We start from the raw sequence: 12,249 nt of genomic DNA, 5'->3' as shown, positions 1-12,249 counted from the left end.
GGCAATATTGCTCGATATACAATCTCATTCGGTTGTCGGGCTGATGTGTTACGATGTTCTCGACCCGCTAGTATAGATTGCCTGACTATTGGAGGGGCCTTTCGCGACTTAAAGACGCGATATTATCAGATGCTATTCGCTGTGGGCCGCCGTATCCTGCCGGCATTCATTGAAATGGAGGCAGCCATGGCTGACAGTAATTCTTCGCGCGCCAAACGTAGCATACTTGTTGACGGTTTCACGAACAGCGTTCTCGACCCGAACCAGCCAATGCTTGGGCCTCTTCAAAATGGTGGAACGATTATCGCCAATACAGCTCCAGGCTGCTGGGGACCGATGATTACGCCTCGGTTGCGCGGTGGTCACGAAGTAACCAAGCCTGTATTCATCGACGGAGCCGAAGTTGGTGATGGCGTTGTCATCCGTATTCGCGATATTTCGGTGACCTCGCTGGCAACGGCTTCCGGACATGACACGATTTCCAACCAGTTTTGTCTGGGGGATCCGTTTGTCGCCGCGCGTTGCCCAACCTGTGACGAGGTTTGGCCGGAGACCCATATCGAAGGCGTTGGCCAGGATTCCGTTCGATGCAATAAATGTGGCAACGCGGTCAAACCGTTCTCAATGGAACATGGTTATACGGTTGTTTTCGATGATACGCAGTCGGTTGGCCTTACATTGCCTCAAGATGCTGCGCGGAAGATTGCTGAAAGAGCCGATCATTACGCCTCGTTGCCTGACAACTCGGTGCAGCATTCTATCTTGAATTATGCGCCTTCCGACCTTGTCGGCGCAATCGTGCGCATGCGTCCATTTCTGGGACAGCTAGGCACAACACCGTCAATAGCTATGCCGGATTCTCATAATGCCGGTGATTTCGGCTCGTTCCTGGTTGGGGCGCCGCACAATTACGCACTCACAGCCGAGCAATTGCAGGAACACAAGACGGATGGCCACATGGATGTCGACGCTGTTCGCGCCGGAGCCGTTCTTGTTTGCCCGGTGAAGGTGCAGGGTGCCGGTGTTTATATGGGAGACATGCATGCCTCTCAGGGGGACGGAGAAATAGCCGGGCACACGATGGACGTCGCGGGAAGTGTCACGCTTCAGGTTGAAGTACTCAAGCACTACAATAATGACGGTCCCGTTCTTTTCCCCTTGCTCGAAGATCTTCCTCCTTTGGCACGTCCCTTCAGCGCAGAAGAAAAATTGAAGGCGGCAAAGCTGGCTCAACAGTGGGGCGTGAAGAATACGGAAGAGGTCGCGCCGATTTCTGTTATAGGCACGGCGCCAAACATGAATGCGGCTATTGTGAACGGATTGGAAAGAGCTGCGAAACTGCTTGGTATGAGCGTGGCGGAAGTCCGAAATCGTGCGACTGTAAATGGTGCAATCGAAATCGGCCGTGATCCCGGTGTGATCCAGGTTACCTTCCTGGCTCCGTTGAAAAGCCTGGATGCTGCCGGACTTGGAGAGATCGCGCGCAAGCAGTACGACCTCTAAGATGCACCAATACTTTTCGTGAAATAGATGCGGCCGTCGGGCCGCATTTTCGTTGATTATCCGGGAAATTCCATCGTCAGCCGTTAGAGCGCGTTTCGATCTGAATGAATCAGATCGGCGCTCTAACTTATTCTATTTCAAGCATAATCTTATCGATCCTCGTTTCACTCCGGTCGGATTATGCTCTAATTCGGCGGGTGGAACTCGTTACCTGCCGTAATGCAGGCAGGCGGGAGGGCACCGCTGTCTTCTGATGATTATTGGGCCGGTGTTTCATTCTGCTGGGGCTGTGAAGCTTCGGTCGTTGCGGGATCAGGCTGCTGAGGTGTCGTTGAGGGATCGTCGGCAAGAACTTCATTCGTCTTGGCTTTGATTTCCTCTGCTGTCTGCTGGCTAATCAGCCCCTGCGATGCGGCGAAGCCTACAACGATTGCAATGATTGCTCCGACGAGAGCGGCTTTGAGCTTCGGTGACATAGGTGGCTCTCCTGCCGATGTATTTTATGTCCCGTCCAATTCTTAGCTGTCACTCATACTATATTTGTATGGTGTCGTTCAATGCCAGTCTGTTTTCCTTTGAGCGTATTCCATGTTGCTCACGCCCAGCGCCGGAAATACTTGTTCACGACAAGGAGGATGGTGATAAGCCGCGACCTCTGCTGTGGCGCAGCTATTGCCCATCTTGGCACCACGGTCAGCGCACTTCGAGTACTTCGCCGGTGCGACGATCAATGACCACGCGCATCTCGTTGTCACGACGGTCTATTCCCCGGACAATATAGACGCTTCTACGTCTTGAAACGCTGTCGACTTCCTCCATCCCTTCACTGCGTGCAATTCTCGCTGCCCGACGTTCGCTGATTTCATCGCGGTTGGGGCGTCGATCCCCGTCCGGAATGACCTGGATACCGTTAGGGCCTATTTCGATGCTCTGTGCATGCGCGGGAACGGTTGAAACGAAAGCCGACATAATTACAGCTACAATTGCCGAAAATTTGTACATGGCACCTGTCCATTGTTGGTCTGCGCCCGCCATCACCATTAACCAGCCAGACCGTCGCCGGTTCCAGCTATGGCAGTCAAATCTCCTAACACTTTGAACATCCTGTGATAGTAACCAGCATGCAGTCAAAGCGTGATCCGGTTCATGCCGCATGGTTTCCTTTATGCAGCGCAGGAACCGTAAACGTCTCCCTTTAACTTGCCGTCTTGACAGTATTCTATCGCCCGCACTACGCTGTAGTAACACGGCAGATTATTACTGAAGTGAGGGGAGGAATTCATGACTAAAGGTTCCATTTTTACAGGACTGGGTCGGGTTTCAATTTCACGACGCCAGTTTATAACCTCGAGCGCACTGGGCGCAGGTGCTCTGCTTCTACCGTCCATGCCATCTTTTGCGGCGGACACACCCAAAGTCGGTCTGGTCATGAAGTCGCTCGCCAACGAGTTCTTCAAGCAGATGCAGGCAGGCGCTGAGGATTACGCCGCCAAAAACACCGATAAGTTCTCATTCGCGGCCGTTGGCATGAAGGATGAGCGGGATTTTGCCGCTCAGGTTGATGCGGTCGAGAATTTTATCACACAGCAGTTCAACGTGATTGTGCTGGCTCCAGCCGATTCCAAAGCCATGGTGACGCCGGTGAAGAAGGCTCTGGAAGCCGGAATCAAGGTCATCAACATTGACGTGGCGCTCGATGAAGAGGCGAAAAAGCAGGCCGGTGTCGATCTAGCCTTTTTCGGTCCTGACAATCGCGAGGGTGCAAAGCTTGCCGGCATGGCGCTTGCCAAGGATCTGGGCAAAGGTGCCAAGGTGGTGATCCTTGAAGGAAATCCGGAAGCCGACAATGCCAAGGAGCGCAAGAAGGGTTTTGACGATGCCGTGGCCGAAGGCGGATTGACGCTGCTCGATTCCAAGACAGCACATTGGGAGACGGAAGAGGCCAACACGCTGATGACAAACTTCCTGACCCAATATCAGGACATTCAGGGCGTGATGGCTGCCAACGATTCCATGGCACTCGGTGTCGTGAAGGCGCTGGATGCTGCCGGCAAATCAGGTCAGATAAAGGTCGTGGGTTTCGACAATATTCCTGCTGTCCAGCCCTTGATCAAGGACGGCAAGATGTTGGCTACGGTCGATCAGTTCGGTGCGCAGATGGCTGCCATGGGTATAGATTACGGCCTCAAGGAACTGGCGGGCGAGAAATTCTCTGGCTGGGTGAAGACGGATATCAAGCTGATCACCGCCCAGGATCTCTGAAACATCGCCAATTAGAGCGCACCCCGAAAAGTGTGAAACGGTTTTCGGATAAGATGCGTGTCAAAACAAATGGTTAGAGCGCCGATCTGATTCAATCAGATCGAAACGCGCTCTAAGGGGCGGCGCTCCTAGCGCCGCGCCTCTTTATCCGGCAGGCAGGAACAGACATGCAGTCAACCGACGTCATTTTGAGGTTGGAAAATGTCGGCAAGACCTTTCCGGGTGTGGTTGCGCTGAATGGTATCGCGCTGGAGCTGCAGCGCGGTGAGACGCATATCATCTTAGGCGAAAACGGCGCGGGTAAATCGACCCTCATCAAGCTTCTGGCGGGCATATACCAGCCCGATACGGGTGAAATTTTTCTGAACGGCCAGCCCTATAGGCCAAAGACCCCGCATGATGCGCAGGTTCAGGGTATTCGCATCGTTCATCAGGAACTCAACCTGCTGTCGCATCTTTCCATTGCGGAAAATCTGATGCTGGAGAGCCTGCCGAGGCGTTTCGGTATCATGGACCGGGCAACACTGAACCGGCGTGCCGATGAATTGCTGGCCGAGGTCGGCCTGGCGGTTGACCCGCGCATGCCGGTTTCGGAGCTTGGCGTTGCACAAATGCAGTTGGTCGAGATCGCCAAGGCGCTCGGCTATGACAGCAAACTACTGGTTCTGGATGAGCCAACGGCGACATTGACACCGCCGGAGATCGAACGGCTGTTTGCGATCATCAGGCGTCTGAAGGCGAGAGGTGTCACGATCATCTACATTTCCCACCGTCTGCACGAAGTCTTCGAGATTGGCGACCGCGTGACGGTATTGCGCAACGGCCGTCTGGTCGAGACGCGCAACCTGCAGGGACTGAATGTGCCAGATCTAGTGCGTATGATGATTGGTCGTGACATTGCGGACGAGTACAGCTTCAACACCAATATAAAGCCCGGTTCCGTCGCGTTGGAGGTGAAGGGGGTGAAGCGCAACAGCAAGGCTCCACCGGTTTCATTCTCGGTCCGGCAAGGTGAAATTCTGGGTGTTGCCGGTCTGGTCGGGTCGGGCCGTACCGAAGTGATGCGTGCGATCTTTGGCGCTGATCCAAAATCGGCTGGGGAAATCGATGTTGATGGCAAGCCGGTGACGATCCGCGACCCGCGTGATGCTGTGCGCAACGGTCTCGGTTTCCTGACCGAAGACCGTAAGAGCCAGGGACTCCTGCTGGATATGCCTGTATATGTCAACGCCACGATCACCGATCTGAAAAAGATTTCGCATGGCGGTTTGTTGGACAGCAGCGTGGAGAAAGCCGCTGTGACCGAGCTCATCGAGCGGCTGCGCGTCAAGACATCTTCCATCGACACGCCGGTGCGTAATCTCTCCGGCGGCAATCAGCAAAAGGTGGTTCTGGCAAAATGGTTGTTCCGCGGGTCGTCCACACTGATACTGGATGAGCCAACACGTGGGGTCGATGTTGGCGCAAGGCGCGAAATCTATCAACTCCTGTGGATGCTGGCCGCCAACCGGAAAGCAATTATCATGATTTCCTCGGATCTGCCCGAGCTGATCGGCATGTGTCACCGCATCATTGTTTTCTCCAACGGCAAACTGGTGGGGGAACTGGATCGGTCGCAATTCGACCAGGAGCGTATTCTTTCGCTCGCTTATCAGGAGCATGTTCACGCATGACAGAGCCCACTTCCGCACCTGCCGAACATCCCGGCGCTGTTGATCGCCAGAAGCTGAAGCGCTTTCTGCTGCGCGATGCCGGTGTATTTCTGGCGTTGATCCTGATTACGCTGGTGTTTTCCGTCACCGCACCCTATTTCGCAACGTCGGGCAATGCGCTGAAGATCTTCGTTCAGATCGCCATCAACACGGTTCTGGCTGCGGGTATGACCTTTGTCATCCTGACTGGTGGCATTGACCTTTCAGTCGGCTCAGTTCTCGCATTATGCACGGTCGTCGGCGCCCTTATCATGACGTCGGGTCTTGATCCGGCCTTGTCAATCCCGCTGGCTGTCCTGGGGTGCATCGCCGTTGGCGGACTTTGCGGGTTCATCAACGGCAAGGTGTCGACTTACTGGAAAATCCCGTCTTTCATTGTCACTCTGGGTATGCTGAATATCGCCGCCGGTGCGGCGCGTGTGGTTTCCAACAATTCCACCATCACTGGTCTTCCGCAGGGGTTCGTCGATTTCGGCAATCTGATCGTGGGCGGTTTCCTGCCGTCGATTTTCCTGATCGCAGTGGCGGTGATTGCTGTTGGATGGTTCATTTTGCGCTTCACCGTCTTTGGCCGCATGATCTATGCGGTCGGCGCGAATGATGAGGCGGTGCGCTTGTCGGGGCACAATCCTGACGCCTACAAAGTAGCCGCCTTTGTCATTTCCGGTGTCACTGCGGGTATCGCTGCGGTTGTTTATCTCCTGCGCCTGAACATCGGGAGCCCGATTGCAGGCGTCGGCTACGAACTCAATGCGATCGCGGCCGTCATCATCGGTGGGACGAGCCTGTTCGGCGGCAAAGGTTCAATCGTCGGCACGCTGGCTGGTGCCTGCATCCTGCAGGTCTTGGCGACGGGTCTGCAATTGCTCGGTATCGGCGATAACTACAAACCAATCATCATCGGTACCGTGATCATCCTCGCCGTTATTGTCGATACCTATCGTGAGAGGCTCTTACGACGGGTTCGCTGACGGTGAGATGAGAAGGATAGGTCGGAGCCAGTCAAAGGGGCCATCGATCAGATCGAAACGCGCTTCAGAACCCGGCGCTTTATGTTTCAAATCGCGCCGGGCCGAAACTTGCAGTTACTTCTTCGAACTGGTGGTCAACGGAACTACGATCTCTTTCCAGAACTTGTCTTCATCGATGTAGTTCTGAATAGCAGCCTTTTGCGTGCCGACCGGTCCCGGTTTTGCTTCCGCGTTGCCTCCAATATCATTGTTGGTGAAAGCAAGGCTTCGGCCATAGTCCAGGCCCATCTCCGTGTTCACGTCGACATATACACCGCTGATAGGCGCAGCCGCAGCATTCTCCGGGCGAGGGGCATTGTTCCAGGCCAGGACGATTGACGGATCGATGACATAGGCTGCGGCAAACAGGTCCCACACATTGTCGGGCCCGAATACTGTCCCGCCGTCCGCCTTGATCTTTTCTTCTCGTGCAAGCCAGAGCTTCTGGATGCCGGGAGGGCTGTTATCGACCATTTGCCGATACAGATCCTCTGGCATTCCTCCTGTATGTTCATTGGCTTCCAGACCTGAGATTACCTGATTGCCGTATGCCTTGAAGGTTTCGGATTTTGGGTCTCCCCATTTTACCCGGACACTGATCTTGGCGGCTTCTGGGTCCGCCCACCAGTTGAACTCTGCCGACGCTGATGAATTTCCTGGGACATAGAAAGCGCCACCCATATAAACAATTTCAGCGACCTTCGACGGAAAGCTCGGGTCTTTGAGAATGGCCCTCGCAATATTGGTGAGTGGGCCGATTGCTACCAGCTTAACCTGGCCGGGATATTTGTTGACTGTGTCGACGAGGAAGTCCACGGCGTCTCTGTTCCCGTCCGGGTCCGGATTATCCAGGCCATATACCCGCTTATAGGTTGGCGCTTCGCCATATTTGTACTTATAGACGTCGGGCCATTTTGCCGTGGGATCCGCATCGACCTCATTGCCGGCATCCGGTCGCAGATAGCCACCCCAGCCGGTGATCGGGCTGATCTGCAATTCGGCTGCTAGAACATCTGGAGCGGCCCGATTTCCTCGCCAGTTGCGAATGCCATACCGGCTGCCTTCATAGATGGGCACATCGGAGCCGAGCGCTTCCAGTTGTCGGACACCCGCAGCCACACCCGCTGGCATGGGCGTATTCCCCGAAACAACAGTCACGCCGAGCAGATCGATGTTGGGAGCCCGCTCCAGCAGGAGCATGGCGGTGCCATCGTCGAATAGCTCGACCATGTCAGCGTCCAAGATGACTTTCGTGCGAGGCTCCTGCGAAAATGCAACGCCAGATACTGTTAGCGAAAAAGTCAAAGTCCAGGCAAAGATAGACGGCCTGATATCCATTCTGTCCTCCCATTTTCAATGAAGCCGCGCCGATGGAGCGGAATAAGGCGATAGGATATTATACTGTTTTTCTTGTCAATATGGATGAATACTGACCAGCAGATTGTCGGGGTGAAGTATCTTACAGCCTATATTCAGAAACTACATTCTAAGTTTTGGCATACATCGAGCCGTGCTTGATGTTCAGCCTAGCCTCAATTGTGACGGCTCGGAACGTAATTCGCCGTTCGTCCAACGTATCGCCGTATCGGGCAGGTCAAGGTCGAAATGGGCGCGGTTCAGGAGTGCGTTCGTTATAACCGCGCTCCTCCAAGCCATCAGGCTCAATTGCGGTTCGGCAATGCCATGACAAAGCCTGCCGGCGTTGAGTACAAAAATTCGGTGATCGGCGGGCCCGTTCCAGTCGAGAGCGAAATCAGTGCCGACACGTAAAGACCTGCCCTCGACAACCGACAGTCGATCCTGGATTGCAGAGAGGCATTCAGGCAATGAAAACTTGTAACCCGTAGCGAAGATCAGATGATCCGTGCTGAGCATCTCGATTGTGCCATCGAAACCGTTGCGCATCACGATCGAGAGGCTTGCGCCATCCTGCTTGAGATCAAGAACTTCCCGATGGGGAAGCAAGGCAGCCTGTAGGGCATTGTCGTCCAGATGACGCTGTTCATAAAGGCGCCGATATATGGCTTTGATCGTCGATGCGGAAATGCCGTCGCTCGCAAGCTTTTGATGCTCGACGATCGCATGTCGCCGCGGTTCGGCAAGCTGATGGAACGCGGCTACGTATTGCGGTGTGAAGTGTTCGTCGGTGAACGGTGAATCATCAAGCGGCTGGAAGTTCGGCCGTCTGCTGATCCAACTGATCTCGTTATCGGAGTCTCCGCGTTCCAGCAGATGCTGGAATATCTCCGCACCGCTTTGCCCCCCGCCGATAACCACAATCCTCTTGCCTTTCAGCGTATCCAGTCTCTGTACGGCTTCGCTTGAATGGAATGCGTGTTCGCCCATCACCGATCTGGCCCATTCAGGTACATAGGGCTTCAATCCCACGCCGAGTGAAAGATTGCGGGCCTTTCGAACTTCATTATCGAAAGCTAACTGGAAATGATTGCCGTTAAACGTGACCTCACGGATATTCTGACCGAAATTCAGGCTCTGAATATTCCCTGCAGCCCAAGACAGATACCGCGCAAATTCCTTGCGTGGAATGGCGTCGTAGTCAGCGTTGAGAAACTCATAGAACCGTTTGTGAGCGACCAGATAGGCTGCAAATGTCCAAGGGCTCGTCGGGTTCGTGGCTGTAACCAGATCCTTCATGAACGAGGTCTGGAGTTCGGCACCGCGCAGCATCATGCCCGGGTGCCAGTCGAAATTGGGTTTGCGGTCAAAAAACTGGACGTCTACGTCGGGGATTGAATCGAGCTGCGCTGCCAGGCTGAGATTGAATGGACCAACGCCAATTCCGCATAGATCAAGAATGGAATGTGTCATACTGAAACTCCTTCATTGATATTGGTTTGCGCCTTCCGGGAGGAGAGGGGCGCGATTTCCGCGAGGTAGAGAGGATTATTCAGTTCGGTGCCAAGAGCCGGAACAGGTCGTTCGTTGGCGTCACCATAGCCGATCGCAAGACGGACGCGATTGATGGCTATGCGCGGTATTTTCGGAAGAAACAGATCAAAGATTTTATACCGTTCGGTCAGTTCCGGATGGCTTTGCTGATAAAGCCTCAACCGGGCCGAGAGGCGCATGTAAAAGGATAATTCGGGATAGCCATCGTGAGCGACCAGCGATTCGGAAAGAAACCGCATTACACTCGCAAAATGCCCGGTCTGGAGATGCTGCTGCAGATGGGCCGCCGGTCGGCGTTTCAGTGTCGTCTTTACATCTGCGGGCAATGTTGCCAGCTCCGGAAACTCCTGGTCAATCAGATCGGTGTCACCTTGAAAATCCTTGATCGCCACACCGGCAGGAATGTCGCCGTCCAGAAGAAGCGTGATGTTCTGGCCATGTGCTATGAAGCCAACTCCATAGCAGCACAAGAAATGGTAGAGCGGGATCGCGACCGCGTCGAAAAGACGCTCGAGCCATTGATCATGGGATAGGCCGGAGCGCTCGATCAGGGCGCTTATGACTGGACGCCCTTCATTATCGGACTGCGCCAATGCTCCCATCATCATGGGACGCCAGCCCTGTGGTAAATGCTTTTCCGGACTCTCTCGCCAGATCGCCCCCAACATCTCGCAGAACTGATAGGGTGCGCCTTTCAGTGTTGCAAAGTGCGGATGAGGGTAAAAGGCACCGGCGACTTCCTGCAAAATCTTGACATGCTTTAGTACTGGATCGCTTTTGGCTGTTTCTGCGAGCCAACGTGACAGCGTCGGCCCGATCCGCATATATTTTCCGGGAACGCCACGCCATGCAGACGTATTCAGGATGGTAAGCGGTAGTTTGACATGAAGCGCTCGTCCGCGAACCTGATTGGCGAGTGTCCGCAGGGACTGTTGTGCAATGTAGGTATCGCCGAAACAACCAAGCGGCACCAGTCGTCCGGCAGCAATCTCGCTGGCATATTGGCTGACGATCATTGATTGCCATTGCCAGGGATGGACGGGCAGCAGCATATGCGTGTCGCGGCTGATGCCCGCGTCGCTCATCACAGCGAGCAGGTTGTAATGCTCTTGTGTGCCGAGGCATTCGGCAAGTAATTCAGGCTCCGTAAGATCTTGTGCAAGTGCAAGCTGGCAATGACTTCGCGTGGCGGCGAGCCAGAAAAGCTGGATCGGCGCATCGAATTCCGGCGCATAGGCTTCGGTATCCTGCAAACCCCAGCCCAGCCGACCCTTGTTTGCCGGCGCCTTGGGATGGCCGTCGAGGAGCATTTGCAACTCCGTGTCGGACAGGCTTGCCAGCTCCCCTGCATCGAAGGCGGCACGGCGTACCACAATGCGAGCGTCAGCCATCAGCGTGTTGTAGAGCTCCTTTGCGTAGGTGCAGAAAGTGGCCGGTGAAATGTCCAGAACATCACGCGCATCGGCCAGGAAACCGACTGCGTCTTTTGCCGCGGCTTCTTCCACTGGTGTCACCCGGACAAGGCTTTTCGGATTTATGTGCAACTGCCCCCAGATGCGACGGCGCGCTTCAAAACGGTAGGCAACAGTATCACCGAGTGTCAGTTCCCACGCCGTTTCGGCCTCGTTCAAGGCCAAAGGCGCAAAGCCTTCCTCATACGACAATTCCGAGATAGCTTTGGCAATGGCTGCGCGGTTCACCATTCCCCAAACCTCGTCGTCAACCGCTTTGCGGCCCGGAAGCGGACCAAGGAGGGGCCTTGCAACTGGTTGACGGTTCATAACGGCACCTCCTTGAAAAAGCGGTCCCGTTCGCAGCACACCAGAGCGGCCCGCTTATGAGGAAAATCGAATTCCTTCACCTTGTCATAGCCCACGTCTGCGCAATAGCTGAGCATCTTCTGGTGGGATGCCCGTGGCTCACCAACGATGCGTTGCGTTCGGGGCTCATCAAGGAAAAGATAGTGGGTGACCGAGCGGAAAAGAGCGAGCGTCTTGGGGCGGCCAAGATGACGGGGATTGCCGATCAGGCCGTGCCAGCCGCGATCAAAATCCTCGCTTTCATAATGCGGACCAAGACGGTCCTCACGCGCCCAGTAGAACTCGAAATAGCCTGTCGGCTCGTTATCGAAATTCGCGATGACACCAAAGATATGCGGGTCACGTTCCTGGTCCAGAAGATAGGTCTCAAGCGCCTCCGGGCTTTGCGCCAGCTCCCAAAAAAAGGAGACGCGTCCCTGATTCATCCAGCCATGGAACAGGTCCATATCCGTACGACGATCGATGGGGCGGAAGGAAACGGTCTTGCTCAGGTCCGGTATCCAGCGTTCGTAAAACACACCGGACGGTCGCGGGGGACGAAGCAATGGCAGCCGGTCAGCGGGACCGAGTGTCGACCGGAAACTGGGATAAGGTGTATGGGCAGCCTGTTTGCGCCACAGCAATGGCAACTGGCGTAAAACACTGCGCTCCACTATGGCCAGACCTTCAGCTTCCCGCAGAGCCAAAGCGCTGACTGGAGCAAGTGCGCTGGCTGGCGGTAGTGTTAAAGCCGGAATGTCGGGAAAACGCAAAAAGACGGCATCCAGCAGGGCAGCAAGCAGCATGGGCGCATCGCTATGCAAGGGATCGAGCCTGACTTCTCGCAGCGCGATTGTCGGTCCGTCGAAATCGAGGCTTGCTTCGGCGCGAAACGCTCCGGCTTCGCCGAACAAGAATATACGGCCGTTCTTGTCCAGCCTTGCGGCAAGCCGCTCGGCATTTGCTGCGCAATAATGCCAGGATAATTCACCGCCTATTTCCGTGTGTGGCGAAAGGCGTTCATAGTCACTGCTCTTTGGTTGAACATTCATG

General features: G+C 54.9%; 10 protein-coding genes. 4 read left to right on the top strand and 6 right to left on the bottom strand.

Annotated features, from left to right (window positions below; translation table 11 throughout):
* Nucleotides 1-186 precede the first annotated feature (186 nt).
* Nucleotides 187-1,503 carry an acetamidase/formamidase family protein gene (locus ACYSN1_RS20955; protein WP_461727444.1) on the top strand — a complete coding sequence of 439 codons (1,317 nt, stop codon included), beginning with the start codon at nucleotides 187-189 and terminating at the stop codon, nucleotides 1,501-1,503.
* Between the two features lie 257 nt (nucleotides 1,504-1,760).
* Here ACYSN1_RS20955 and ACYSN1_RS20950 read toward each other — a convergent pair whose 3' ends face one another.
* Both ACYSN1_RS20950 and ACYSN1_RS20945 read right to left on the bottom strand, forming a co-directional pair.
* Nucleotides 1,761-1,979 carry a hypothetical protein gene (locus ACYSN1_RS20950; protein ID WP_461727443.1) on the bottom strand — a complete coding sequence of 73 codons (219 nt, stop codon included), beginning with the start codon at nucleotides 1,977-1,979 and terminating at the stop codon, nucleotides 1,761-1,763.
* 217 nt (nucleotides 1,980-2,196) lie between these two features.
* Entirely contained in the window at nucleotides 2,197-2,505 is a 309-nt protein-coding gene (locus tag ACYSN1_RS20945; RefSeq protein WP_109988035.1) for a PepSY domain-containing protein, read from the bottom strand.
* A 384-nt stretch (nucleotides 2,506-2,889) separates the two neighbouring features.
* Here ACYSN1_RS20945 and ACYSN1_RS20940 point away from each other — a divergent pair, with 384 nt between their 5' ends.
* From ACYSN1_RS20940 to ACYSN1_RS20930, 3 genes are all read left to right on the top strand, one after another.
* Nucleotides 2,890-3,765 carry a sugar ABC transporter substrate-binding protein gene (locus tag ACYSN1_RS20940; protein WP_240579502.1) on the top strand — a complete coding sequence of 292 codons (876 nt, stop codon included), beginning with the start codon at nucleotides 2,890-2,892 and terminating at the stop codon, nucleotides 3,763-3,765.
* A 167-nt stretch (nucleotides 3,766-3,932) separates the two neighbouring features.
* The gene (locus tag ACYSN1_RS20935; RefSeq protein WP_461727442.1) at nucleotides 3,933-5,438 is read left to right on the top strand and encodes a sugar ABC transporter ATP-binding protein; all 1,506 of its coding nucleotides are present in this window, start codon (nucleotides 3,933-3,935) and stop codon (nucleotides 5,436-5,438) included.
* Entirely contained in the window at nucleotides 5,435-6,448 is a 1,014-nt protein-coding gene (locus ACYSN1_RS20930) for an ABC transporter permease (RefSeq protein ID WP_461727441.1), read from the top strand. The genes ACYSN1_RS20935 and ACYSN1_RS20930 overlap by 4 nt, the downstream gene beginning before the upstream one ends.
* Before the next feature lie 114 nt (nucleotides 6,449-6,562).
* On the opposite strand, the gene ACYSN1_RS20925 is transcribed toward ACYSN1_RS20930, so the two are convergent.
* The 4 genes from ACYSN1_RS20925 to ACYSN1_RS20910 all read right to left on the bottom strand — a co-directional run bounded on the left by ACYSN1_RS20925 (nucleotide 6,563) and on the right by ACYSN1_RS20910 (nucleotide 12,248).
* On the bottom strand, nucleotides 6,563-7,825 hold the full coding sequence (locus ACYSN1_RS20925; protein ID WP_461727440.1) for a nucleoside hydrolase: 1,263 nt from the start codon (nucleotides 7,823-7,825) through the stop codon (nucleotides 6,563-6,565).
* A gap of 183 nt (nucleotides 7,826-8,008) precedes the next feature.
* A complete protein-coding gene (locus tag ACYSN1_RS20920) occupies nucleotides 8,009-9,316 on the bottom strand; it encodes a lysine N(6)-hydroxylase/L-ornithine N(5)-oxygenase family protein (protein ID WP_461727439.1) in 1,308 nt (435 codons plus the stop codon).
* Complete coding sequence (locus tag ACYSN1_RS20915; protein ID WP_461727438.1) at nucleotides 9,313-11,178, bottom strand: IucA/IucC family protein; 1,866 nt, start codon at nucleotides 11,176-11,178, stop codon at nucleotides 9,313-9,315. The genes ACYSN1_RS20920 and ACYSN1_RS20915 overlap by 4 nt, the downstream gene beginning before the upstream one ends.
* Nucleotides 11,175-12,248, bottom strand: a complete 1,074-nt coding sequence (locus ACYSN1_RS20910; RefSeq protein ID WP_461727437.1) for a GNAT family N-acetyltransferase — start codon at nucleotides 12,246-12,248, stop codon at nucleotides 11,175-11,177. Before ACYSN1_RS20910 ends, ACYSN1_RS20915 begins: the two co-directional genes overlap by 4 nt.
* Nucleotide 12,249 lies beyond the last annotated feature (1 nt).

This window comes from Brucella sp. LJL56 (assembly GCF_054871705.1).
Note: the sequence above shows the minus strand (reverse complement) of the source record. Positions and strands in the feature narration are given on the sequence as shown.